The sequence below is a fragment of the Bacteroides sp. Marseille-P3684 genome, assembly GCF_900291465.1.
Classification (GTDB): domain Bacteria; phylum Bacteroidota; class Bacteroidia; order Bacteroidales; family Bacteroidaceae; genus Phocaeicola_A.
Genome location: NZ_LT985808.1, coordinates 253,428 through 278,314, shown reverse-complemented (window position 1 = coordinate 278,314; position 24,887 = coordinate 253,428). Strand labels below are relative to the sequence as shown.

Annotated in this window: 18 protein-coding genes and 3 pseudogenes; 7 read left to right on the top strand and 14 right to left on the bottom strand. The window is 44.1% G+C overall.

Going from position 1 to position 24,887, the window contains the following annotated elements; translation table 11 throughout:
- Positions 1–9: 9 nt before the first annotated feature.
- Positions 10–504: an anaerobic ribonucleoside-triphosphate reductase activating protein gene (gene nrdG / locus C8275_RS01160; RefSeq protein WP_106483754.1), complete on the top strand. Its 495-nt coding sequence runs from the start codon at positions 10–12 to the stop codon at positions 502–504.
- 256 nt (positions 505–760) lie between these two features.
- Here the strand turns inward: nrdG and C8275_RS01155 are convergent, their stop codons facing one another.
- From C8275_RS01155 to C8275_RS14765, 8 genes and pseudogenes are all read right to left on the bottom strand, one after another.
- A complete protein-coding gene (locus C8275_RS01155) occupies positions 761–2,104 on the bottom strand; it encodes a TlpA disulfide reductase family protein (RefSeq protein WP_106483753.1) in 1,344 nt (447 codons plus the stop codon).
- A 93-nt stretch (positions 2,105–2,197) separates the two neighbouring features.
- Entirely contained in the window at positions 2,198–3,712 is a 1,515-nt protein-coding gene (locus C8275_RS01150; protein ID WP_106483752.1) for a PKD domain-containing protein, read from the bottom strand.
- 29 nt (positions 3,713–3,741) lie between these two features.
- On the bottom strand, positions 3,742–4,518 hold the full coding sequence (locus tag C8275_RS01145; RefSeq protein WP_106483751.1) for a DUF4843 domain-containing protein: 777 nt from the start codon (positions 4,516–4,518) through the stop codon (positions 3,742–3,744).
- Positions 4,519–4,529: 11 nt separating this feature from the next.
- Positions 4,530–5,981 carry a RagB/SusD family nutrient uptake outer membrane protein gene (locus C8275_RS01140; RefSeq protein ID WP_234395677.1) on the bottom strand — a complete coding sequence of 484 codons (1,452 nt, stop codon included), beginning with the start codon at positions 5,979–5,981 and terminating at the stop codon, positions 4,530–4,532.
- A 12-nt stretch (positions 5,982–5,993) separates the two neighbouring features.
- The gene (locus C8275_RS01135) at positions 5,994–9,272 is read right to left on the bottom strand and encodes a SusC/RagA family TonB-linked outer membrane protein (protein WP_106483749.1); all 3,279 of its coding nucleotides are present in this window, start codon (positions 9,270–9,272) and stop codon (positions 5,994–5,996) included.
- Between the two features lie 28 nt (positions 9,273–9,300).
- A complete protein-coding gene (locus C8275_RS01130; protein WP_106483748.1) occupies positions 9,301–10,473 on the bottom strand; it encodes a FecR family protein in 1,173 nt (390 codons plus the stop codon).
- Between the two features lie 123 nt (positions 10,474–10,596).
- Positions 10,597–11,502, bottom strand: a complete 906-nt coding sequence (locus tag C8275_RS01125; RefSeq protein ID WP_106483747.1) for an IS982 family transposase — start codon at positions 11,500–11,502, stop codon at positions 10,597–10,599.
- Positions 11,503–12,027: 525 nt separating this feature from the next.
- Positions 12,028–12,232: pseudogene (locus C8275_RS14765) on the bottom strand (cell filamentation protein Fic); the annotation flags it as partial.
- On the opposite strand from C8275_RS14765, the pseudogene C8275_RS14760 reads away from it, so the two are divergent.
- The 3 genes and pseudogenes from C8275_RS14760 to C8275_RS01105 all read left to right on the top strand — a co-directional run.
- Positions 12,211–12,408, top strand: a pseudogene (locus tag C8275_RS14760) (hypothetical protein); the annotation flags it as partial. The pseudogenes C8275_RS14765 and C8275_RS14760 sit on opposite strands and share 22 nt — an antisense overlap.
- An 816-nt stretch (positions 12,409–13,224) precedes the next feature.
- Complete coding sequence (locus C8275_RS01110; RefSeq protein ID WP_157948120.1) at positions 13,225–13,626, top strand: hypothetical protein; 402 nt, start codon at positions 13,225–13,227, stop codon at positions 13,624–13,626.
- Positions 13,627–13,685: 59 nt separating this feature from the next.
- Positions 13,686–14,210 carry a hypothetical protein gene (locus C8275_RS01105; protein ID WP_106483744.1) on the top strand — a complete coding sequence of 175 codons (525 nt, stop codon included), beginning with the start codon at positions 13,686–13,688 and terminating at the stop codon, positions 14,208–14,210.
- Positions 14,211–14,239: 29 nt separating this feature from the next.
- Here the strand turns inward: C8275_RS01105 and C8275_RS01100 are convergent.
- A pseudogene (locus C8275_RS01100) lies at positions 14,240–14,350 on the bottom strand (helix-turn-helix domain-containing protein); the annotation flags it as partial.
- Between the two features lie 902 nt (positions 14,351–15,252).
- Here C8275_RS01100 and C8275_RS01090 point away from each other — a divergent pair.
- Genes C8275_RS01090 through C8275_RS01080 form a run of 3 tightly spaced genes read left to right on the top strand, consistent with a single transcriptional unit; the run spans position 15,253 to position 18,385 of the window.
- A complete protein-coding gene (locus C8275_RS01090; protein WP_106483743.1) occupies positions 15,253–16,842 on the top strand; it encodes a MotA/TolQ/ExbB proton channel family protein in 1,590 nt (529 codons plus the stop codon).
- A gap of 2 nt (positions 16,843–16,844) precedes the next feature.
- The gene (locus C8275_RS01085; RefSeq protein WP_106483742.1) at positions 16,845–17,546 is read left to right on the top strand and encodes an OmpA family protein; all 702 of its coding nucleotides are present in this window, start codon (positions 16,845–16,847) and stop codon (positions 17,544–17,546) included.
- On the top strand, positions 17,543–18,385 hold the full coding sequence (locus tag C8275_RS01080) for an HNH endonuclease signature motif containing protein (RefSeq protein ID WP_106483741.1): 843 nt from the start codon (positions 17,543–17,545) through the stop codon (positions 18,383–18,385). Before C8275_RS01085 ends, C8275_RS01080 begins: the two co-directional genes overlap by 4 nt.
- A gap of 882 nt (positions 18,386–19,267) precedes the next feature.
- On the opposite strand, the gene C8275_RS01075 is transcribed toward C8275_RS01080, so the two are convergent.
- The 5 genes from C8275_RS01075 to C8275_RS01055 form a co-directional block, all read right to left on the bottom strand.
- A complete protein-coding gene (locus C8275_RS01075; RefSeq protein ID WP_022385063.1) occupies positions 19,268–20,221 on the bottom strand; it encodes a hypothetical protein in 954 nt (317 codons plus the stop codon).
- A 52-nt stretch (positions 20,222–20,273) separates the two neighbouring features.
- On the bottom strand, positions 20,274–21,524 hold the full coding sequence (locus tag C8275_RS01070; protein ID WP_106483740.1) for a glutamate-5-semialdehyde dehydrogenase: 1,251 nt from the start codon (positions 21,522–21,524) through the stop codon (positions 20,274–20,276).
- Between the two features lie 48 nt (positions 21,525–21,572).
- Positions 21,573–22,670, bottom strand: coding sequence for a glutamate 5-kinase (gene proB / locus C8275_RS01065; protein WP_022385061.1), 1,098 nt, complete (start codon positions 22,668–22,670; stop codon positions 21,573–21,575).
- Between the two features lie 222 nt (positions 22,671–22,892).
- Complete coding sequence (locus C8275_RS01060) at positions 22,893–23,141, bottom strand: DUF2007-related protein (protein ID WP_022385060.1); 249 nt, start codon at positions 23,139–23,141, stop codon at positions 22,893–22,895.
- 75 nt (positions 23,142–23,216) lie between these two features.
- Complete coding sequence (locus C8275_RS01055) at positions 23,217–24,884, bottom strand: AMP-binding protein (RefSeq protein WP_106483739.1); 1,668 nt, start codon at positions 24,882–24,884, stop codon at positions 23,217–23,219.
- Between the last annotated feature and the right edge of the window lie 3 nt (positions 24,885–24,887).

Sequence of the window (24,887 nt, the reverse complement as noted above, 5' to 3'; positions counted from 1 at the left end):
GTAATCATCATGTTATCTATCCTTGATATTCTTGAAGATACGACGGTAGACGGACCGGGATTCCGCACCGCTATCTATGCCGCCGGATGTCCTAACGGATGTCCCGGCTGTCATAATCCCGAATCTTGGGATATTAATCGCGGACATTGGATGAGTACGGACGAAATTCTTCAAAAAGTTCTGGCTGACGAGTTTGCCGACGTAACCTTTAGCGGCGGTGACCCGATGTTTCAGCCTGAAGGCTTTGCCGAGCTGGCTTGTGCCATCAAGCATCAAAGCAATAAGAGCATATGGTGCTACACGGGGTATACGTTTGAAAATCTGTTGAATAATCCAAAACAGGTTCGTTTGTTGAAATACATAGACGTACTGGTAGACGGCCGTTTCAAAAAGGAACTGAAAGACGAAAGCCTTTGTTTCAGAGGAAGCAGCAACCAACGGCTTATTGATGTGCAGGCTTCACTGAAAAGCAAGCAGACTGTAGTTTATTCATACAGTCACTAACTGATAATCTGCTTTTATACAGGTTGGAAAGTTTATCCTTAGGCTGAGTACATGTATCTTTAACTTAAGTACATATATCTTTAGGCTAAAGATAAACTTTTTGTTGGGTATCAATAAATTATGGAGCCAGTAGAAAGTGACTTTATTCAAGGAGGCTGATAAGCATACAACCCGATTGCAGACCTCTGCAGTCGGGTTGCTCGTTGTATATACTTACTGATTGTCTGTCAGTTAGTAATCATCTTATTTTACTTCTTTATTTTAGCTGTTCCAGCATTTCTTTTGTCTGCGGATTGCTGGGGCGGGTAGCATCAATGTTCATGAGCTTGCCTTCTTTATCATACAGAAGAAATCTTGGGATGGCATTTATATTCAGGAAGTTTGATATTTCATTGCCTTTGTTGAACCATTGGTTTCCGTGCAGATTCAGTTCTTCTATTTTCTTCTTCCAGTTCTTTTCATTCTGATCGATGGATACAGACAGGAACTTTACAGCCGGATTGTTCAGTTCTTTTTCCAACTTTTGCAGATGCGGAATTTCCTTACAGCACGGAACGCACCACGATGCCCAGATATCAATGTATACGTAATATCCCTTGAACTCTTCGAACGTATGCTCTTTTCCTTCAGAATCGTAAAAGGTTATGTCGGGAAATGGAGCCTTGTCTAGTATATATCTTCTTTTTTTGAAGTCATTTACATATTTTTCCGGAAGATTGTATTTGCTGACGCATTTTTCCAAGACGATCAGTCCGTTAGAAAAGTCTTTGTTGTAGTTGTAAGATGAGATATACTTTCTCAGAAGATATTCCGCTATACTCTTTTGCAGGTTTTTGTCTTCGGCTTTTTTATAGATATAGTCCATTTTTTCTTCAAGAGTCATTCCCTTAGGCATATTTGCGCAAAAGAACATCGGTGTTTCATTAAAACATATCGCATACTTGTTGTTTAATAAAGCTGTTGCATTATTGGTTTCGTTGTCTAATTCTTTGGGAGTGGTTTTACCGTTTCTTCTATGCATAAATTGGATGTCGTTTATAGCTTTTGACTTTTCAATAAAGTTCCAGGTCCGTGCATATAATTCTACCTCTTTTGAAGGCTTGTACTGAGTCAACAGCTTGTTTAGTATGTTGTCATATTGATTTATAAGTTTCAAAGAGTTCTCAGGCAAGGGAGTGTTGGTCCATACTTCCTTGTTCATGACGTTTGCCTGATTATAATATTCTCCCAGAAAGGTATTGTCATTGTCAAAGCCGTACTGTATCTTTTCATTGTCAATTTGTATGTCAAGGTTGTATATACGGATGGAGTCGGGCATATACAGCGGAATGTTGAAAGGATACTTGTTTGAATCTCCTTTTCGGACAATGATGTTAAGTTGGTAAAATCCGTTATTAGCCGATGTAAGCTTTATATTGAACTGATTGTTGTCAGCTTTTACAGGAGTGTATGATGAGTTTCCCATCATGATGTTGTTGATGGCTATTTCATGTATGCTGTCAGTTTCATTCTTTACTGTTATGTGACCTTTGACTGTTAACTGTGCATTCATGGTGCAGGCATAAATTAAAGCCAATAGAATAGCAATATGTAGTTTCATGACTGATGTTTAAATGGTTACTTGGTTTGTAATAGAATTAAATGGGAGTATGTTCTTCGCCAAGACATACCCCCATTGAAAGAAGAGAGAGGGTTAGTTTTTGTATCTTATATCAGAAATTTTATCTGTGCATTGTTTGAACTCGTATTTAGGCTCAAATTTATCGCTGGTCAGATCTTCTGTGCTGTAGATATATACATTTCCACGTTTTGTATCATTACTGTAAGTACCTACGTATAAATCCTGAGTTGCTTCATTGTAACCTATACAGGTAATCTCTTCATTAGGATAAGAAATAATGGGTTTTGTAGGAAGTTGGGGTGATGCGTTGAAAAGGTAGTAAGCGTACAAATCTCCTCCAATACCATAAAATGCTACTTGACTACTTCTGGCAAGAGTGAGTCTTGTTCCTTGTGAAGGAATTCCCTGTGTGTCCGTTACTTCATAAGAAGTTTCTTTACTGCTTTCATAAATATATGTCCAATCAGGATATTCACCTACAGTATTTAAAGAGATAGTATATTGTGAAATTTTGTTAGGATTGGCTTTGTCTTTTGTTACAACATAAATGTCTCCACTATTTTGTTGTGTGTTATGAACAAGCATCAGTATATCCTTATCTTTGAACAAGTCGCCTGATGTAGCCATACCATTACTAGAATAAGCTTGGAACTTGATAATTTCAGAAGTACTGTAGTTTACGAATACTGGTGTCGTACTCCACGAATTTATACTTGCCATATAGTTATATCCGGGAATAACGTCTTCATAGCTTTGCTGATAGAATTCATGCGGATATTCGTACAGATACCAATAAGCCTTTTGGAAATGTATAGAATGTTTGGAATTTACATCATATACAAAGGGGTATGATGCATATCCGTCATTCGAGAGAAAATGGGTAGCCTTAAATCCTTCGAAGATGCTTGAATACTCAGAAGAAGATATGATTTCGAAAGTTGTAGAGTTTACAAAGAAACATTTGTCTTCCAAGGCGACAATCATTATCGGAGTTTGTGCATAAGGGCTGGTTGCAGCATTGGTACGGTCTGCTCCGATAAGTTTCGTCATTTGAATATCAGGGTTCATTTGTTCTAGGCAATGTTCTTCTACCTTGTATTCCATTCCAGATGCAATATCTTCCGGAGTGAGGTCTTTGATAAATCCCAGATTTCCTTTTCCGTCTTCCGAGTTGGCTATGACCAATATTCCCTTTTCAAAGTAATCGTTTACATTTACCTGATATTCCATTACATCTCCAACGATATCATCGGTAACGGTAAGATGTATGTAATATGTACCTTTCTTTTCAAAAGAATAATTCAGTATCGGTTCTGAACTGATTTTGGTAAGTTCTCCTTTTGAATCGGATGTGGTATTATATTCTCCTACAGACCATTCATATTTCAGGTTTTTGGATGTAGCTTTTACCTTTGGATCTATTACCAAAGATTCCGTTCCGAAATAGACGTTGTAAACAGGCATCTTTTCAGAATCGCTGCCTTCTATTGACAGTTCTGGCAGCAGCTTGTTTGCATCTCGTGAATCATCGTTGATGCATGATGTGAGAGCAAAGAATAAAAAAATGGTATATATTATATTCTTCATATCTTTATTTTTATAACGGTTAGATATAATTACATAGCGGATGGTTTTTCCCATCCTTCAATGGCTGATGGGTCATGTACTTCATAATATTCGTATAAGGGTATCAGTACATATTTGTTCATGAAGCTTGAATACATAGATAACGGACCCATCATGCTGCTGGCATTTACGAAATAATCTCCGTATTGTGTTACCATCTCGTCTATAACAGCGGGATTAACATCTTTCATTGCATAGAAAAGCTCAAAAAACTTTTGTGCTACATCATATCTGTAGGGTGGCATAGCCCATGATACCCACCAGCTAGGAGCATATTCTGGGTGTATGTCAGAGTAAGTGATGCTGAATTTATTCTGTCCTACTACGGCAAGGTCTTCAGACTCTTTTAGAATCAGGTTTAAAGTGAATTCCTTTTGTTGCAGTTCAGGATCATTGTTGCGCAAAAGCGTGATTTTCACTTTTGTCTCGATTCCATTGGCTGGAATAGACATAGCTTCCTTATCAATAGTATAATGCACTCCTTCCTGCATGGTAGTACCTTCTGTCGGTTCAAGAGTGAAAGTACGTGCTTTGTCCGATGTCATTCCCATAAGTTTTACAGGTAGCTCTACAACGTATTCTGTAGCGATGTCAAATCCAAAACTATAGGAAACCGAAGTTGCTATTTCATCTTTGTCATTGATATATTCAATGAACGCAGAATCTTTTTGGGTCGTATCATAGAGCTGGTAGTCTTCATTTGTGCAGGCTGTTCCTGCTATGCACAATAGAGCGAGCAAGGCTTGTTTGATATATATTGTTTTCATACTGTACACATTTACTTGTTGTCATTTCTATATTCATATTCACTGTCTGGTATTGGAACTACATAATATGTGTCACTGGCCGGTAATACACGGTCAAGGCTATTGCATATGATGTCTTTGTTCAGGCGTTTCATATTATACCATATTTGTCCCTCGCCAAAGAGTTCCTTACAATATTCATTGTAAATGTTTTCTTTGGTAAGTTGTTTGCCCTGAACTGCAAATCCTCTTAATCCGCGTGAGGTAAGTTCTGCGTCAAAGTAGCTGACTGCCAGATCGTAATTTGTTTCCAGAAGTGCTTCTGCCGCAATCAGATACATTTCAGAAACGTGCATCAGGGTAAATCCGGAATATCGGGCGTCCCATCCGCTAGGACCACTTTCTCCTTTCAGTGTATAATAATCTATGATTTTTCTCCAAAGTCTGTTGTCCAGTTGTTGCATGCGGTAATCGGCTGCAGTGTTGTCATTGTCCAGTGCATAGATATCTTCGAAGGTTCGTAAATCATTGCCACCTGATGATTCCAGATAAGGTTGGAATGATACAAATGAGGTTTGATTGAATATAAGAGCACGTACAGATTCAAGATACGAGTTAGAATAAACTCCGAAAATCGTTTCTTTTTCAGATAACTTTCCTGCCAGATAGTCTGCCATTTCCTGTCTGTATGCGAGCGGGAATTTCTCGCTTTTTATTACTTTTTCGGCATAAATAGCAGCATTGGCCATATCGCCTCTTGTCCAATATACACGTGCCTTAAGTGCCCATATGGCATAAAGATTGAAATGTGTAGTGCGGTAGTTCAGGAAGTTGCGCAGGTTGTTGTCTGTTCTCGGATAGTCCATGCTGTTTTCTTCTTCGGCAAGAAGACTTTCAGCTTCGTTCAGATCTTTGAGAATCTTGTCATATACTTCTCCTACCTTATAAAAAGGTTTCACATCGTATGAATAAGTTTCTACGTAAGGAATACCTTCTTTGGTTTCGTCAGTAGGAGCAAACAGGCGCAGAAGGTCAAAATGCAGGAAAGCTCTCATTGCAAGCATTTCACCTCTATAGTAATTGTAAAGGGTCATGGAGTTTCTTCCTTCCAGGTTTTCAAGAATATTGTTTATGTATCCGATATTCTTGTATGCTTCTTCCCACATGTTGGCTATTACTTCCTTTACGGCATCTGCTTCGTAATCAAGTTCAGAAAGAGGCTGTCCTATTTCTGCCTGATCCTGGTAGCATGCAAGGTTCTGTGCAAGTACTTCAGTAAATCCCCAATACATGAAACGTCCGTATGAATAGGTATTCTGAAGTTCACCGTAAACTCCGTATATGGCATCTTCAAATCCTTGTGCGTCTTTAAACTGCTCGTTTTCTACCTTCTCAGATTTTGGGCGTACATCCAGGAAATCGTCGCATGCATTGAAAAGGAGCAAGGAACATAGTCCGTAACAAATGTATATTAGTTTTTTCATCTTATTCATGTTTTAAAGTGTAATATTGAATGACATATTAATGCTGCGGCTATAAGGATAAGAGGTACCTCTTTCATAGCGTACAGTTGACAGACGGAATAAGTCTGAGGCTCCAAGAGTCAGTCGCAAGCGTTGTATTCCCCATGATTGGATCAATGATTGTGGAAACTCATAGGCAAAGTTGATGCTCGACAACCATATTTCATTCTCGTTTTCAACAAATCGGCTGGAGTGTACGAACTGTTGTCCACCAGTTGCACTGAGGTTCAGGTAAGGTACCAAGTCACCCGGTTGTTTCCATCTTTCGGTGAATGCTCTTACGTCTGCATTGTATTGCGGATTGATGTTTTCAATCTTGGCTGCACGGGTTGAGTTATAGATATCTCCTCCGAAAGTATAGCTGAAGTTTACACCCAGATAGAAATTCTTATACATGAAGTCTGTTGAGAAGTTACCTTCAACATCCGGATTGGTATCTCCTACTACGACTTTGTCTTTTACGTCATATGTATAAGTGTAGGTTCCATCTTTCTTAATGTATATTTCTTTTCCTGATGCAGGGTCGATTCCGGCAGAACGTACGGCATAGATTGCTGTAGGAGAACCGCCCTCTTCGTAAAGTATACGTGGAACTGATTCATCAGATACGGCATTGTTTTCATCATTCTTGCGTTGCAATGCTTCAGAGATATTCTTGATGACGGTCTTTGAATGAAGTCCGTTTACAGAAACCGTCCAGCTGAAGTCTTTAGTAACGATAGGTTTACCCCATACGGCAAATTCGATACCGTTGCTTTCCTGTGCGCCGTAGTTATCTTTTACAGTGCTGGCTCCGGATGATGGGGGTAATGAGATGTCGATAAGCATATCGTCGGTATATTCGTTATAGTAGTCAAAGTTGACATTCAGTCGTTCATCAAAGAATGAAGAAGTGATACCTACATTCAGCTTCTTGGTAGTCTGCCAGGTTAGATCTGGATTAGGCATGGCCATAGGCACTGCACCTACGCCTCCAAGGTGGATATTACTAATGTAATATTTATAAGTAGAGATAGCCTGATATGGTGAGAATTTTACGCTACCTGTATATCCGTAACTTCCTCTCAGACGTAACATATCTACCCATCCTAGCTGTTTGATGAATTCTTCGTTATGCAAGTTATATCCGGCACCTACTGACCAGAACGGTGCATATTTGTTGTTCTCTCCAAACTTGGAAGAACCAGACATACGGTATGAACCATCAATGATGTAGCGGTTTTTCCATGTAAAGTTTGCTGCAGCGAAGGCACCTACGCTGGTGGCAAGGTCTTCACTTCCGTATGGGGTAGTGTCAGAGTAAGATGCTGCGTATCCGAAATCGGTCAGGTTATCAGACAAGAAACCTGAAGCGATGCTTGTGCGTGAAGAACTGTTCTCTTTTTTGATTTCACCTCCCACGTTCAATGTAAACAGTGTACCGTCATTATCGAAGCTGTGTATCCAGTTACCGACTACTTTGAACGAATAATTGTCTTCGTCATTGTTGGTTAATGTATAGCTTCCTTTTTTCAACGGGTCTGTTACGTCTTTGAACTGCATGGAAAGAGGAGATACAAAATCATCGGCCGTACCTTTTGCCGTGAGCAATGAACCTTGTGCCGTGATGTACAAATTCGGTTTGAAGTTATAACGTGCACTCAAAGACAGGTTCTGAGTACGGGTTTCTTCAGTAGAGAGGCTACTTAGTGATGCCTCATAAAGAGGATTGGTCATATCCCATGACAATAATGAACGGAGTTCTCCGTTTTCATCGTAAGGAGAGTCATAAGGATTCATTTGCAACCATGTGTCATAACTTCCGTATTTGGAGTTGCGGATATTGGTTTGCTGGTGGCTGGCTCTTAAGGTAAGCACCAGTTTTTCTTTGAGACGGTATGCCAGGTAGAGCTCGAGACCATAATTCTTTCGTCCGTCATCTTTCATGACACCGTTCTTGTCGGTAAAGTTTCCGGTAATGTTATATTCAATGCTTCCTCCACGTCCTGATACAGAGAGCGAATGAGTCTGTGAGAATCCTGTACGTATTGGTTTTGACTTCCAGTCGGTATTGATGCCGCTGCTTACCAGAGCCAGTTTCTCATAATAGGTATTATCCATGCTTCCGTTGCTGCTGTCGTATAATCCGGCCAGTCTTTCCAACTCCAGTTTTTGTTGTGAGTTGCATAAGTCATAACTTGACAGGTCAGCAAAACTGAAATCTGGAGTAAATGTATATCGGATACGTACTGGTGCCTGTTCCACTCTTTTACGTTCAATAACGATAACACCGTTTGCGGCATTTTCACCGTAAAGTGCGGTAGCTGAAGCATCTTTAAGGATATCTACACGCTCAATATCGTACATGTTGATATCGTATAAGTCCTGTAATGTAGATTCCACTCCGTCTATAACAATAAGAGGAGCATTCAGTCCGGCTTCATTGTCAGTAGCCAGTGATGTAGTACTACGTATTACAAGATCTGGAATATTGTTGGGGTTTGATCCCATTGCATTGTTCTTGTTTATTTTGATAGAAGGGTCAAGAACAGACAATGCCTGTAATACATTGTTGGGTGATATGCTCAACAACTGTTCAGAGGTTACAGTGCGTGCAGCACCTGTATAAGTTTGTTTGGAACGTGTAAAGAAACCGTTGACTACGACTTCATCCATCGTATTGGCATCCTCTTTCAACGCTACTTTTATATCGTTTCCTTCCGGACTGATTACTTGTTCGCTGTAACCGACGAACGAGAATTTAAGCTGAGCGCCACGGGGAATATTTACGCTGAACTTACCGTCGATGTCTGTAACTACGCCAGTAATCATTTTTCCACCTTTTATAACAGATACGTTGACACCAATCATAGGTTCACCGTTGCGCTCGTCAGTTACGATACCTTTTATTTCCCCGGCTTGTGTAGTAGGAGAGATGACGATTGTATTATCTTTTATAGTTGCAGAAAGCCCTGTATTTTTCAGGCATTGCTTTACTGCCTCAAGTACCTCCATGTCTTTTACATTGATGTTGACAGGCGGTATGTTTGCTATGTCCTCATCGCTGTAAATGAGCCGCATGCCCGTTTGTTCCTTGATAGTAGACAATACTTTCTCCAATTGGGCATTCTTTAACTGTAAAGTTATTCTTTTTATGTTCTGAGCCATTGCATTGCCTAAAGTCAATGAACCCAGAAGCAAACACGCAAAGAGCCTTTTGCTAAAGCCCGTTGCCCTGCCTTGTCGCAGGAAAAGATTCTCTCTGTTTTTCATCTCAGTCTGTATAAAATTAATAATATGATTACTTTTGTTCTTCTATAATTATACCGTTTCGGTTAGCCTTGAAACGAATCATTTTTGTCAGTTCAAACATACCGGCAATATCAATAAAGTTGTCATAGCGTTTGACTTCACCCGTAAATGTTATGTTCTCAAGTTCTTTCTTTGCAAAACCGATAGGGATGTTATACCATCGTGAAAGGTCATTCATAATGGCCGAGAGCGGAGTTTGTCTGAAACTGTATATTCCGCTTTTCCATGATGTGTATATGCTGATATCTGTTTCTTCTGTAGTGATTTGCTGTTCGTCTACATGATAAGTAAGGAGCTGTCCCGGAGTTAGTACATAGGTGTCTTTATTGTGCAAGGGAGTAAAGTGTACACATCCGTTTTCGAGTGCTATTTGCAGTATCTTTTCGTTTTCATAACAACGGAGGTTGAATGATGTACCTTTTACTTCTACTGTTCCGAATTCTGTATGGATTATGAAGGGTTGCTGATTTTCCATTTTTGCAACGTTGAAGTAAGCTTCTCCCTTGAATGCCATTTCACGCTTGTCTACTCCATATTCGGGTGCAAACTGAATATCGGACTCTGAATTCAGATAAATATTGCTTTGGTCTTTTAAAACAACGTTGTATTCGCCGCCCCGTGGAACAATAATACGTTTTATATCATTCAGTTTGACAGCCGATTGTTGTATAATACCTTGCGGCTTGTCATTTTCATTATTCAGACTTTTATTGTTGTCCGGATAATTGATGATAACTTTTTCGGTTTGTTTAGGCATAACCGTTTCTTCATCTCCGGAATAAGTATACAAGGTAGCCTGTTGTGTTCCCGGTTTTAAATCAGCCAGGACAATAACATTTTGCTCTTGCCTGTAATTTGTATATACCTGATATAGAATAACAGACAATAACAGACATGCGGCAATAGCACCAGTCCATTTATACCATGCAATTCTCCGCTTGCGAGCCGGATGCATCTTTTTCTGAAGCTGTCTGTATAGTTCTGTTTCCTCTCCGGGAGTGTAGAGAGGTGTCATATCCTGTAGAAAGTCTTTTCCACTGTATTTTTGGTACAGGTTTTCATTATGCCGCGATGACGAACGCCATTGGCTAAGTTCTTTCTTTTCCTGTTCAGACAGGTCGGAAAGAATAGACTTTACTATCAGATATGCTATGTGTTTCATGTGCTTTATAAGTGTTATTACATTATAAAGACACACAGCGTTTGAAAAAGGGTCGCAGGAAATTAGATTTTTTTTGCAGAAAAATTAATTTCTATTATTAAATAATGTGAGTTCGAAATAAAATCAAAAAATAGCAAGTTGTCCGTCATTGACAAAATTCACGTCAATGGCGGGCTTCTTTTCAAAAAAACAGTATGCCGCGATAGCCGACAAGGAGTTGGCTATAAAGTTATTGAATGAACGATGTCTTGAGTGTTCAATCTGTGCTATGTTCTTCAGTTCGTCATTGACCGTTTCAATCAAGGCTCTTTTTCTGAGCAGAATCTTGTCAGCGACACTCATCAGTGAGTTCTTCATATTATTTTTAACTTTAGTGACAAGCTGTATGCCATTAAGGAAGAGGTTCTCAAATAAAGCCTGACCGATATATTCTTTGTCTGCGCATAGTTTTCCTTTGATGTTTTCCAGAAACTTTCCTTGTTTCAACGGTTCCCGGTCATCCACGTTTCCAGGCGTGAACATGAAATTGAGTATCTCTCCTTTGTCATTGATTATCAGATGTAGCTTGAATCCGAAGAACCATCCCATAGAACATTTCCCACGCTCGGCAAGTCCTTTAAATGTCTTATGAATCAGGATTCTTTGGTTACGACATACACGCAAGGGAGTGGAGTCGACGAAACTGATACCGGTACAGGTTCCCAGCAGGACTTTTTTGATGAAGATGGTCAGGGGAAGTAATACTTCCTTCTCCAGTTCCACAAAACGGTTATAGGAAACCTGACGCGGAAAAAGGTGTTTCAGATGTTTGCAGACATACTCCTTGTAGTAATGTTTGAAACAACGGAAACCACCGGAGTGGAACAGGATTAAAATAACCATAATCTCGGCATCACTCATACGGTTGGGTTTATTACGATGCCTGGTCTTCTTGTCCTCAATCATATATTTTTCCTGTTGCAAAGCAAATTCCTTGCAAAAATCATCGGCCATATAATAAATCTCTGTAATTTTAGACTCCGGAAACATAGTGGTAATCGTTTAAATCTTATAATTCGGCACTATAAATTTAATACTTTTATCGCTATGTTCCTAATTATCACTGAAATATGTTTATTCTTATTTCGAACTCACGTTAAATACGTTTTCTGAGCCTTGTTTTCAAGAAAATAAAAAAGGAAGTAAAGCCAAAGGAACATACAGTCTTAGTGATGAACTCTCTTACTTCCCAGGGCAAAGATGTGCAAACACAATAAAGGCTACGACGCATAGGACAATGATCGCTTATACGGACAGTGCTTTCTTTAAGGATTTCGGGTATTTGAAATAGAATTCAAAATGAACAGACCAGAAAACGGTATTATCTCTTTTTGGAAGAGATTTGCATCATCGGTACATCAATACCGAATATTTGATGGTCCGTTAAATTGCGAAATCACTGATTTCGTAATTGACTGTGATGGCCCATTGAATTGCGCAACTGCTGGTCGCGTAATTGAGGACATGGTATCTGTTACCATCGTCAGCTGTTGATAGAAGTTGCGTTCACGGCTTAATGTTGCGCTTTACCTGTCGATTGCCCTCTTGGCGAACTAACAAGAATTTCTTGTTAGTTGCCCCTGTGGAATGTTCTCCATCTTTATATATTATCTATATGTTGGCTGATATTCTGTTGGGTAGTACAATATATGTCCGCTAACTGGCCTTGTGTCAGCCATAAATCTTCATCTGCAAAGATTGGCGAGAGTGAGGGCGACAAAGATGGAGGGTTCGTTCGGAACGCAGAAGGAACACTATGGCTTGAAACGAATCAAGGCAAGGACGAGATTGACCGAAATCCTGTATATTTTCTTCGGCATCCACATGGCGAATGTAGTGTCTCCAGTTGTGGTGGAAAATGAAAAAATCGGCTTTCCAATGAAGCCGATGGTATAAAAAATGATGAGTTCAAACGGAAAAATACAGGGATTGTCTGCCGAATGACTCATAATGATGGAATGAAATGATAGTTTATAAATAAATTGGCCGGCAGCAAATAAAAATGGTAGGAGATGGGGAATTATTACGGAATTTCTTACTTTTGTAGCTGGATGGAGTACGACTCCTTCCAAGACATATTGAAAATAAGAGGCGTTATGTCTTCTTCCTGCGTGTACAAAGCCTAGGAAACTTCAACCACGTAAACAGGAGAAGGTATGATGGTCTCCACGCATATGCGTGGGGCTGTTATTTCCACATCTGTTTACGAAGGTTTTCCTAGCACCTGTACACAAGGACGTGGCATTGCAGTTCCACGCATCTTCTTTTCATTCTAATCCCAACTTTTGCAAGTGCAAGTGATTGTTTACAAGGGGACGAGCGTCCGGTAAACAGGGCCCTTGTGAGGAATTGCCCATCACGGTAATCCTGAGACGGAGACTTTCTCCCTTGCCTGCCAATGTCTTGTCAACTGCTGGGTTGTGTGTTTGTGTAATACTTAAGTAATAATGACGTCTTTAGGAACTGGGGATGTAGAAAAGAAGAATGTTTATGAAAAAGCGGATTTTGTGTGTGCTTCCGGTATGCCTGTTGCTTAGTTCGTGCTTTATGAACAAAAGGGCAAGCGGGGAGCAGGGACAGGAATAGGCGAAAGACAGTTGCTTTATTGAGAACCTGAGCCGATTTACCCGCTATTCAGAAGAGGGGGATGAAGGCAACGAGGGAGCCGTGTATCACTATGATTGTGGCAGGAAGCTGGATGTATTGCTTTTTATGAACCAGAACAGGATGGATGCCCGCCTTGTGGATGAAAACAAGCGGAAGAAGGTGCTGGCTCTGGATTTTGGGGAGATAGGACTGGATAAGAGCGATCCGGAGATTCGTCTTCCGTATATGGATAATGAATATGTAATCGGGCAATACGATTTTGACGGCGACAAGGTGGATGAACTGATTATAGCTGTGAAGTCTGACCACGAGACGGATTGTGGCGTCTGTCTGAATATCTGGCGTATCGATGACATGAAGCAATGGATTTTATCTGCTCCGGGAATCTTGGGAGACCCTACCTGTGAGTTTGTTCTGAATAAAATCAAGGTACCGAGAAACCTTCGTGGCTTTTATTATGAATGGACCTTCCAGAACGGTACTTTTGAGGATACCGGCAACTATTGAAGGGTCGATAAGTGTACGCTGATGGAAGTATACAATGAAAACATCCAAACTGAATAATCATGGAGAAAAAGTTTGCACACGTTACTGAGCTCAAGTCTACCCAGGAGTTGATTGACATCTATAATCATGCGACGGATTATCAGGAGCAATTTGTGAAAGAAGTGTATGACGAGTTGCTTGCCCGGGGTGTGGATGGCGACAAGCTGTTCCGCGAACGTGAACGTTATATACAGGAGCAGAACAAATATGTGGAGCTGGGCAAAAAAGTCAGTATCTTGGAAATGATTTTCTATCCCCTGTTTGTGTTGAAATTCTATTACACATTGGAGAAGCTGGATAGAGACGATGGTGATGAGTACTTCGATCCCTCGTCGGCTGAATTGATGTTCATCTTCCTTATCGTGGTTCTCATTACCCTGGGACTGTCTGCACGTCCTTTTCATATTGCAACCGCCAAGATTGCAAGGAGGGGTGAAGAGCCCATTTACAAATACACGAAGGGTTCGCGTATCTATGGTTGGATTATGACTGTGGTAGGTTGCTGGCTACTGATCGAAGTAATCCTGGAGACTGTTTTCTCCTGACGAGGAGAGGACAGGCACTTGTTTATGGTTTATCCGATGTTGCCTCTATGCTCCAGAATATCTCCCGGCTGGCAATCCAGCTCCTTGCAGATGTTCTCCAAAGTAAAAAAGCGTCTGGCTTTCGTCTTGCCTGTTTTCAGGTTTGTATTACAGGCATACGGATCGGTTGAATCATTTCGTGTTATTCCTGACTCACGCCGGTCCTTGGGCTTTGAGCGGCCTAAGGGCCGGTTGGGGTTAAATTGTCAAGTCGTTTTCTTCTTTTATCTTAATCGCCCTGCGAAGTGCCTTTCCGATAAATATCGGGGCAGTTCCACAAATATGAAGGGCATCCAGTCCATCGAATACGTGGTGTCTGATGCCAATGTGACGTATATCCATGAATTGATTTCAATAGCTGAGAAACTTTTTTGATTTCATTCGATATAATTGTTAAGCATGATTTGGATGAATGCGAGCTGTACCATAGCTTCCGCAGTTTCAACAAGAATTCATAATCAATAGTCAGCTTGTGAAGTTCTCCAACCATGAGAAAGAGCGTTCCACAATCCAGTGTTTGGGGAATACTTGAAACTTTGATGGACATTCATCAAGTCTGAGTGCGCCCTGCAATATCTATCCGAATTTCTTCTTGCCACAATCAGTTAAGTCTCCTCTCTCTTCTCTATTATACAATGTTTTTACTAAATATCTAAGCTTTTTAATTCAAGGCTTTATCAAGAGATTATTGACCTGTTGTTAAAAAAGATACGAAATGTTTTTTTATATTATTTTATATATGAGTAAATTCTATAGTGTTTATAATATTTTATGTAGCTTTGCATCATATTGTTCATCTTTTGATAGATAGATGAATAAATGAACTAAAATGTAAATAATAATGGGCTTATTAGGTGTATTTAAGAAGAAAAATGGCAATATGGGTATTTGTCCCGTGTTGTTCGTTCTCCAATTCCTGTAAATTCACATGCACAGCAGGCAGGTGAAATGCTACAATCTATATTTTAAAAACCTGAAAATCAAATATAAATAATATCATACCATGAATTTTTCTCTTTCAACTGATACCTGGATTTGGTTAGGCATTATTGCTGTTGCCTTTATATATTGCTTTGTTTTTGTATTTAGAGATAATAAGAGTGAGAAGTTAGTGACTAATCGTCGCTGGGTGGAGTATTTTCCTTCAGTTGTTTCCACGCTAGGTGTATTAGGTACATTTTGGGGAATCACTATAGGTCTACTTGCTTTTGACACTACCGACCTTGATAATTCCATTCCTCGTTTACTCGATGGATTGAAGACAGCCTTTTTTACATCTTTGGCAGGAATGATAGGGTCTATAATACTTTCTACTGTTATTAACAGAAAGCAGGATAAGAAAGACGGAGGTATTTCTGATATAAATCAAGCTGCAGGTGAAATTACACAATCTGTAAAAGCGATGAGTGATGCGAATATTGAAACTATACGTTCCATTCAACAGCAATTAGCTGAGCAGGAAGCTGATCGTAAAGCTTTTTATCGAACGGTTGGTGATGTAATGTTTAAAATGTCTGAAACGCAGAAAACGATAACTTCTGCTATTGACTCGTTAGTGGTATTACAACGTAGCCAAGAAAATACTCTTTCTAATATTAAGGAAGCAAATTCTTCTATGCTTGTTTCGTTTGGTAACCTTGAAGAAATCACGACCCAACAGACTGCTTCCATTAACTCGGTAGTGAAAAACACCCAAGAGGTCCGCGAATATACACATCATCTTGGCGAGATTCTTGATGTTATTTCTGGGATGAGTGGAACTGGAGAGGAAATTAGCGAGAAGGTTGGGAAACTAAAGGAAATTATGCATGGTGAGGTTGTTGAAATAGAGGAATATATGGCTAAAACAAATGTTCTTTTGGAAAGCAAATTTAATGAGTTTACAGAATTGCTTAAAAAGAGTAATACAGAAGCACTAGTCGAGGTGATGAAGAAAGTTACCGAAGAATTTCAGAAGCAGATGAACGCCATCATCAGTAAACTTATTCAAGAGAATTTTGACCAACTCAACAAATCAGTAGAGAAACTTAACATATGGCAACAGGAAAACAAAGAGATGATTACTTCTCTTACTCAACAGTATAAGGAGATGTCGGACAACTTTGAGGCAACCTCATCTTCTCTTACTCGTGTTAAGGATGATACAACTACTTTGGTTAGTGAAGGTGGTAAATTACGTCAGCTTGTTGATGCACTCAATCAGGTTATCATAGAGGATGAGAGGTTTATTGAGGTTACTAAAGAATTGCATGAGGCAGCTAAACTTTCTAAATCTAATATGGAACTGTTCAACGAATACACTCAGTCTCTTAATGGATGGGTACGTAAACAACGTAATTTTGTAGACGGTGTCCAGCTTCTTATTGCTAAACTTGAAGAACTTAACAAAATCCGTGATTATGGCGAACAATTTTGGAAAGAAACGAAAGATAAAATGGAGGAAGGGGTTAGTATTATTACAAAAGGTTCGCAGACACTTAACTCGCAACTCACTTCACTTGACCGTCAATTTTATGGTCGTCTAAGCGCAACTCTTGCAGAACTTGATAATTGTATAACTAAGATGGTGGAACAAATCGATAAGCGTAAATAATTATGGCTAGGATAAATGTATGGATGTCGGTTTCAGACCTTATGACTGGATTGATGGTGATTTTTCTTTTTGTCGCAATCTCCTACATTAGTCGTGTGCAGAAAAACCAATCTGTTCTAACGGATTATGTGGAAACGAAGGATGAATTGCATAATAAACTGGTTAAAGAGTTTGAAGGGGACACCCTTAAATGGCAAATGACTATTGGCAAAGACCTTACTATGAAGTTCAAAGAGCCAACAGTTCTTTTTTCTACAGGATCGTCTGAATTAACTCCACGTTTCAAAGAGATTCTAAATGAGTTTTTGCCTCGTTATTTTGGCATTCTATTAAATGATAGTTTACGTTCTAATATTCGAGAAGTTCGTATTGAGGGGCATACTGATGATGTTCCGATGCCAAGCAAACACTCTGATCCTTATATTGCTAATGCAATGCTGTCCCAAGAGAGAGCTTTAGCAGTGATTAAATATTTCCGCACGATGCCTCAGTTTAAAAATTATTCAGAAAGGCAGAAGCAACTACTTGAATATTGGTTTACAGCTAATGGACTTTCTTATGGAAAAGCTCTTGATTCAGATGGAGATTTTATTATTCGTTCAGGAAAGCCAATAGACCGTGCTTATTCACGTCGTGTGGAATTTCGTATTGTTACTTCTGGCGATGAGATACTTGAAAACTTTGTAAAAGAAAATGCTAGATGAAATCTGATTTTGATATAGGCGCAGAAGAAGATAGCTTCTTTGATTCAGACCCAATTTATGATTTCCCTAATTTAAAGGAACGTCTTACCGATATGGGGATACAAATAGGGGAAGCTGGCACATGGCGTTCGGTGGGTACTATTGATGTGTTGCCAGAAGACATTGGGGAACGTATTCTTTTTGAAGATGGTAGAATATTTTATATTGATGATGAGGGGATAAAACGCCGTGGATTTATGTATAAAGCTTGCTTTTATTTTGAGTGGCAAGGGCATGTACACCAACCAAAATTTCATGTTTGCCAATGTGCCGCAATTGAGAATTTCGGGCGCAAAGCTTATCGTTTTGCCAATGCAGAGCCTATAAAGGTTTATTCTCGTAATGCCAACAAGGAAGTTGAAGTGGAGGGTATGAAATTGTGCGGATATTGTAAACGTATGCTGATGGATGAAGAAGCAATACGGGTGAATGATTCTACTGATTTTGTTGAAATCTTAAAAGAGGCTGGTGATGTGAAAGAACCGACAGCATGTGATGTGGATCTTTTTGGCTATGTTAAAAACTGGGAAGAAATTTCACTCGCTTATCGTACGAAAAAAGAGTTTACTTGTGAACGCTGTGGTACTCATGTTGAAGACGGCTTCGATCGTTTTTATATGCAAACCCACCACAAGAACGGAATAAAAACAGATAATCGCGAAAGCAATCTTGAGTGTCTATGTGTTAAGTGTCATTCGGAAGTGGATGATAATCACAGGCACAATTTCTCTTCTTCAGCTCAAAAAATTATTATTGAGGAATATATGCGCAAATATCATAGAAAAGAAGCAGCATCCTGACTTCGGTGGGAAACAAACTGAACCTACAAATCTTGGCACACTTTTCGAAGGGGGTATAAAAAAAAGCGCGACTTCCGGTTCAATCACGAATGGGAAGCCGCTAAGTTTAGTTTCAAGTCTCTTTAGGAGAATTTTTAATCATATGAAGTTGTGTGTATGTGGTCTTCACTAAGTTCACCAAATCGTATTGGTAGCAAAGGGGAGAAGCAGGGTCGGCTTCGTTCGGCACTCGTCCGTGTTTCACACGCTCACAATCGGTAGCAAGTGGTAAACGCAGTGTGATGAATGACCGTTTTAGTGGGGACGGCTTAAATATCTTTCAGTGCTGCGACTGTCAGCGTATTTCCTAGCCTGCCCTCCTCATGCTTGCCAGATACTTTCTGATGCTTTTTAGTTGTTTACGTAAGCAAGGTCCTGTCGGGGTATCCTTTTCAAGCCTCGCTCGATAATTATATTGCAACCCATGTGCCAAAGCCGGACTTTGTGTCAACCTGTCAGTATAAAATACATATTTTTGGCTTCCGACTACGAAATATAGCTTCTTTTAGCTATTTGTCAGGCGCTTTGTCGGACCTGTAGTACTGTGCTTGCGTTTTCTATTTATTGAAAACTTCTAACAAAATAGCTGTCAGACTACTAAAAGTGTCCTGCTTCTTCCTGTCTTAAACCTTCCGCTTGTGAAAAGTTTTAAGAGATGCCCCATGAAGTGTCCCTGGAAATATAATTGTTGAGATATATTGTAAACGGATGTCAAGGAACATTGCTTTTTAAAGAATAGGAAGTCTTGCCAGTGGCACGCCTGTACGGCAGTGTGGAAAAGTGTGGAAAGTGTGGAATAATGTGTGGAATTATTCTACACTTTCGTGCTCACACGTACGGTGATTACAGAGATTCGAGCATGCGTTTCAGGACGACAGTTGCCGAAATTTCGCGGTTGGCGGCTTCGGGAATGACAATCGACTGCGGACTCTCGATGACCTCGTCGGTGACAATCATGTTGCGGCGTACAGGGAGGCAGTGCATGAAGTAGGCATTGTCTGTCACTGCCATCTGACGTTCGCTCACGGTCCATGAGCGGTCGGTGCTCAGGATTTTTCCGTAGTTATCGCCGCTGTAGGCTGCCCAGTTCTTGGCATAGATGAAGTCGGCGCCCTCGAAAGCTTTCATCTGGTCATATTCCACCCGTGCCTTGCCCACAAATTCGGGTGCCAGCTCGTAGCCTTCCGGATGGGTGATCACAAACTCATAGTCGGTGGCGTTCATCCATTCGGCGAAGGAGTTTGGAACAGCCTGGGGAAGTGGACGGGGATGGGGCGCCCATGTCATGACGACCTTGGGACGTTCCTTCTTCTTGTACTCCTCGATGGTGATGAGGTCGGCAAAGCTCTGCAACGGATGGCGGGTAGCTGCCTCCATGGAGAACACCGGACGTCCGGAATATTTGATGAACTGGTTCAGGATGACCTCGTTGTAGTCATAGTCCCGATTCTCGAAGCGGGCGAACGAACGCACACCGATGATGTCGCAGTAGCAGCCCATCACGGGGATGGCTTCGAGCAGATGTTCGGGTTTGTCGCCGTCCATGATGACGCCACGTTCGGTCTCCAGCTTCCACGCGCCTTGGGCGATGTCGAGCACAATGACGTTCATGCCCAGGTTGAGCGCCGCCTTCTGTGTGCTCAGGCGGGTGCGGAGGCTGCTGTTGAAGAAAATCATCAGCAGGGTCTTGTTACGTCCGAGTGCGACGTGTTTGAAGCGGTCTTTCTTCACTTCGAAAGCTTCGCGGAGGGCACTGTCCAGAGGCCCCAGGTCTTGTACGCATGTAAAGTTTCTCATGTCGTTTCTTAGTTTATGTTGGTGTGAATAGTTATCCGTTCGGGTGAGGCGTTCATCGCGGACGTATCTGTCCGTTGCCACGTATCACCCATTTATAGGTGGTGAGTGCCTCCAGTCCCATGGGACCGCGGGCGTGCATCTTCTGCGTGCTGATGCCTATTTCCGCTCCCAGTCCGAACTGTGCCCCGTCGGTGAAGGCGGTTGACACATTGGTGTAGACACAGGCTGCGTCGGTCTCGCGGATGAAGCGTTCGGCGGAAGCTGCGTCTTCGGTGACGATGCACTCGCTGTGGTGCGAGCCGTAGCGGCGGATGTGTGCCAGTGCTTCATCCAGCGAGGCGACGGTGTGCACCGCCATCTTGTAGTCGAGGAACTCCGTGCCATAGCTGTCGGGCGTTGCCGGTTGCAGCAGGTCGGCAGGATAATGTCCTGCAAGGGCGGCTGTGGCCTGTCCGTCAGCATAAAGCATCACCCGGCTCTCGGCAAGCGGACGGCAGAGCTCCGGCAGGTCGGCGAGGCGTTCGCGGTGAACCAGCAGGCAGTCCAGTGCATTGCAGACGCTCACCCGGCGGGTCTTGGCATTGCAGACGATGGCTGCCCCTTTGGCCGTGTCACCGGCACGGTCGAAGTAGGTATGGCAGACGCCTGCACCGGTCTCGATGACCGGGACTGTGGCATGCTCGCGTACGTGGCGGATGAGTCCGGCACTTCCGCGCGGGATGAGCAGGTCCACGCAGTCATTGGCACGCAGCAGGGCGTCGGCACTCTCGCGGTCGGGAGGAAGCAGGGTCACCAGGTGGGGCGGCAGTCCTTGCCGACGGAGCACATTGCCGATGAGCGACACGGCTGCCGTGTTCGAGTCCCGGGCATCGCTCCCTCCCTTCAGTACGCAGGCGCTACCGGCCTTCAGGCAGAGGGAGAACACATCGAAGGTCACATTGGGGCGCGCCTCGTAGATGATGCCGATGACGCCGAAGGGGACGCTCACCCGTGTCAGCTCCATGCCGTTGGGGCGGACGCTGTGTTGCAGGATGCGTCCCAGCGGAGAGGGGAGGGAGGCGACCGTGCGCATGTCGTCGGCTATGCCTTGCAGGCGTTCTGCCGTGAGCTTCAGCCGGTCGTATTTCGGGTCGTCGGGGTTCATGCGTGCCAGGTCGCTGCGGTTGGCGGCGAGGAGGGCGTCAGTCTGTGTCTCAATCTCGTCGGCGGTCAGGCGCAGGGTCTCGTTGACGAGTGCTTCGTCCTGTATGCCGGGGTTGAAGGAGGCTTCTTTAGCGGAAGCCAGTAGGGAATGTATGTCCATGTGGGTTCTTTCGTTAGCGGGTTCTTGTGTGTGAGGGTTGCCTTCCTGTCAGCAGACGGAACTTTCCACGTAGAGGAAGTCATAGTGCACCACGGGTTTCTTGTCCTTGCAGCCCAGTTCCCGTCGCAGGGTCGTGGCATCACAGTCGGCTTTTCCCACTCCGACGCGCTGTCCGTCGGCGCCGATGATGCGGATGAGGTCGTCCTCCTCAAAGTCTCCCTCTACCCGGGTGATGCCTACAGGCAGGATGCTTGCCACCTGCCCTTCCGTCAGCCGGCGGGTGGCTTCCTCGTCGAGCTGGATTTCTCCCTTGCAGAAGTCGTCGCTGTGGGCAATCCACTTCTTGACGCTCGACGGAGCGACGGGGGAGGGGACGAACCGGGTGCAGGGTGTCGTGTCCGGATGAGCCATGAGGTCGGGCAGGATCCGCTCGCGCTTGCCATTGGCTATCCACACGGCGATGCCCTCCTCGGCAACCTTGCGGGCGATGCGGGTCTTGGTAATCATGCCGCCGCGTCCGAAGCCTGACTTCTCTTGCCGGATGTACTCTGACAGGTCTTCTCCCGGCCTGATGTCGCGGAGCAGCACGCTGTCCGGTTCGGATGGCGGACCGGTATAGACGCCGTCGATGTTGCTCAGGATGAAGAGGGCGGATGCATCCATCATGGTGGCGATGAGGCCCGAGAGCTCGTCGTTGTCCGTGAACATCAGTTCGGTCACGGAGATGGTATCATTCTCGTTGACGATGGGGAGCACTCCGTTGCGTAGCATCACCTCCATGCAGGCACGTTGGTTCAGGTAATGCTGGCGGGTGCCAAAGCTCTCCTTGGTGGTGAGTACCTGTCCGACGGCGATGCCGTGTTCGCGGAACAGCTCGTAGTAGCGGTTGATGAGTTTGGCTTGTCCCACGGCGGAGAACAGTTGTCGGCTTGCCACGCTGTCGAGCCTTCCCGAAGGATGCACCTCGCTGCGTCCTGCCGCCACGGCACCCGAAGAGACCAGAATCACCTCCGTACCGTCCCGGCGCAATTCCGCCACCTGGTCGACCAGTGCCGACATGCGGGTGACGTCAAGTGTCCCGTCAGTCCGGGTGAGCACGTTGCTGCCCACCTTGACCACGATGCGTGTATGGTTGTCCTTGCTCATAGTCGTATCTTTGGATGATATGTGTCAAGGCAAATGTAGGCATATTTAATCTTTATGCCACGCTAAAACGCCTTTTTATGACAAAAAGGAGCGAATAAACCGCCTCTGACGTATAAATATGTATGCCGTATGAGACGGGCCCGCCGGCGGGAAACGAAAGAAGGTGTGCCCCTGCGGTTCTTGCCGGGCACACCTTCCAGTCTCTTTCCGACCCGAACAGGGTCAACGGTTCTCCAACTTGGGCTTGTTCTCCCGGATGATTTTCTCCGCGAACACCTGCTCCTCGTGGTTCACCAGGACGACAACGCCTTGTCCGCCGCTATTGTACGGACCGGTAACCAGACCGACCGATTCGTCCTTTGTCATGGCTTGTACACCATTTGCTGCCAAGAAGCCTTTCACCAGTTCTGCCTCCCAAAGGTCGCCTCTGAAGACTTCGACCAATGAGCCGTAATCTTTTGTTGTTGCCATAGGTTTGAGCTTTTAAGTTTGTATGTGGTTCCGTGGATGTGCGGACGGGGCAGGGGTGCTTCCGCCTGAACACACTCACGCTTGTCTCTTCTTCGCTTCGTTCTGACGGATTTCCACGCGCCGTATCTTTCCGCTGATGGTCTTCGGCAGTTCGTCGACAAACTCGATGACGCGGGGATACTTGTAGGGGGCGGTGACGCGCTTCACGTGGTTCTGCAGTTCCTTGACGAGCGCATCGCCGGCGCGGTCCTTGTAGTCCTTGGCAAGGACGATGGTCGCCTTCACCACCTGTCCGCGGATTTCGTCCGGGACGCCAGTGATGGCGCATTCGACCACAGCCGGATGGGTCATCAGGGCACTTTCCACTTCGAAGGGTCCGATGCGGTAGCCCGAGCTCTTGATGACGTCGTCGGCACGGCCCACGAACCAGTAGTAGCCGTCCTCGTCGCGCCATGCCACATCGCCGGTGTAGTAGATTCCGTCGTGCCATGCTTCACGCGTCAGCTGCTCGTTGCGGTAGTACTCCTTGAAGAGTCCCAACGGCTTGCCTTGGTCGGTGTAGACCACAATCTGTCCCTGCTCGCCATCTTCAGCCGGGCGTCCGTCGGGAGTGAGCAGCCCGATGTGGTATTGCGGGTTGGGGACACCCATGCTGCCGGGCTTCGGTTCCATCCACGGGAAGGTGGCGAGGGTCAGTGTCGTCTCGGTCTGTCCGAATCCCTCCATCAGGCGGATGCCCGTGAGGCGTTTGAACGTGTCGTAGACGGCCGAGTTGAGCGCTTCGCCTGCCGTCGTGCAGTACTCCAGCGACGAGAGGTCGTACTTCGTCAGGTCTTCGCGGATGAGGAAGCGGTAGATGGTCGGCGGTGCGCAGAGCGACGTGATGTGGTATTCGTGTATCTTTTCCAGAATGTCTGCCGGGGTAAACTTCTCGTGGTCGTAGACGAAGACGTTGGCTCCGGCAATCATCTGCCCGTAGAGCTTGCCCCACACCGCCTTGCCCCAACCGGTGTCGGCGATGGTCAGATGGAGGCTGTCCTCGTGGAGGTTGTGCCAGAAGCTTCCCGTGGCGATGTGCCCCAGCGGGTAGGTGAAGTCATGCGCCACCATTTTCGGCTCGCCCGTGGTGCCCGACGTGAAGTACATCAGCGAGATGTCGTCGTTCGTGTTGACGTGTGCCGGACGGACGAACGGGGCGGCATGGTCGATGCCTTGATGGAAATCCTCGAATCCGTCGGGGATGTGCGGTCCCGTGCTGACGAGTCGTTCCACGGTGGGTGACTCGGGCATGGCATCAATGATGTGTTGCAGCACCACGTCGTCGCCCGCAGCCACAATCATCTTGATGCTTGCGGCATTGCAGCGGTAGACGATGTCCTTCTTCGTGAGCAGGTGTGTGGCAGGGATTGCTACCGCACCCAGCTTGTGAAGGGCTATGATGGCGTACCAGAACTCATAGTGTCGTTTGAGGATGAGCATGACCATGTCTCCGTGGCCGATGCCCAGGCTCTGGAAGTACGATGCCGTACGGTCGGTCTTCTCCTTCAGTTCGGCGTAAGTGTATTGGTGGTGCTCTCCGCGGTCGTTGGTCCAGAGGAGGGCGTTCTTATCGGGTTGTTCAGCAGCCCATGCATCCACCACGTCGTAGCCGAAGTTGAAGTTCTCCGGTACCCGCACGTGGAAGTGCTTGATAAAGTCTTCTTGCGAAGTGAAGCTCGTCTGTGTAATGAATCTTTCTACCATTGT

Excerpts from the sequence above, each read along its gene's own strand:
- nrdG (WP_106483754.1), top strand. The coding sequence starts at position 10 with ATGTTATCTATCCTTGATATTCTTGAAGATACGACGGTAGACGGACCG.
- C8275_RS01155 (WP_106483753.1), bottom strand. The coding sequence starts at position 2,104 with ATGAAACTACATATTGCTATTCTATTGGCTTTAATTTATGCCTGCACC.
- C8275_RS01150 (WP_106483752.1), bottom strand. The coding sequence starts at position 3,712 with ATGAAGAATATAATATATACCATTTTTTTATTCTTTGCTCTCACATCA.
- C8275_RS01145 (WP_106483751.1), bottom strand. The coding sequence starts at position 4,518 with ATGAAAACAATATATATCAAACAAGCCTTGCTCGCTCTATTGTGCATA.
- C8275_RS01140 (WP_234395677.1), bottom strand. The coding sequence starts at position 5,981 with ATGAAAAAACTAATATACATTTGTTACGGACTATGTTCCTTGCTCCTT.
- C8275_RS01135 (WP_106483749.1), bottom strand. The coding sequence starts at position 9,272 with ATGAAAAACAGAGAGAATCTTTTCCTGCGACAAGGCAGGGCAACGGGC.
- C8275_RS01130 (WP_106483748.1), bottom strand. The coding sequence starts at position 10,473 with ATGAAACACATAGCATATCTGATAGTAAAGTCTATTCTTTCCGACCTG.
- C8275_RS01125 (WP_106483747.1), bottom strand. The coding sequence starts at position 11,502 with ATGTTTCCGGAGTCTAAAATTACAGAGATTTATTATATGGCCGATGAT.
- C8275_RS01110 (WP_157948120.1), top strand. The coding sequence starts at position 13,225 with ATGAACCAGAACAGGATGGATGCCCGCCTTGTGGATGAAAACAAGCGG.
- C8275_RS01105 (WP_106483744.1), top strand. The coding sequence starts at position 13,686 with ATGGAGAAAAAGTTTGCACACGTTACTGAGCTCAAGTCTACCCAGGAG.
- C8275_RS01090 (WP_106483743.1), top strand. The coding sequence starts at position 15,253 with ATGAATTTTTCTCTTTCAACTGATACCTGGATTTGGTTAGGCATTATT.
- C8275_RS01085 (WP_106483742.1), top strand. The coding sequence starts at position 16,845 with ATGGCTAGGATAAATGTATGGATGTCGGTTTCAGACCTTATGACTGGA.
- C8275_RS01080 (WP_106483741.1), top strand. The coding sequence starts at position 17,543 with ATGAAATCTGATTTTGATATAGGCGCAGAAGAAGATAGCTTCTTTGAT.
- C8275_RS01075 (WP_022385063.1), bottom strand. The coding sequence starts at position 20,221 with ATGAGAAACTTTACATGCGTACAAGACCTGGGGCCTCTGGACAGTGCC.
- C8275_RS01070 (WP_106483740.1), bottom strand. The coding sequence starts at position 21,524 with ATGGACATACATTCCCTACTGGCTTCCGCTAAAGAAGCCTCCTTCAAC.
- proB (WP_022385061.1), bottom strand. The coding sequence starts at position 22,670 with ATGAGCAAGGACAACCATACACGCATCGTGGTCAAGGTGGGCAGCAAC.
- C8275_RS01060 (WP_022385060.1), bottom strand. The coding sequence starts at position 23,141 with ATGGCAACAACAAAAGATTACGGCTCATTGGTCGAAGTCTTCAGAGGC.
- C8275_RS01055 (WP_106483739.1), bottom strand. The coding sequence starts at position 24,884 with ATGGTAGAAAGATTCATTACACAGACGAGCTTCACTTCGCAAGAAGAC.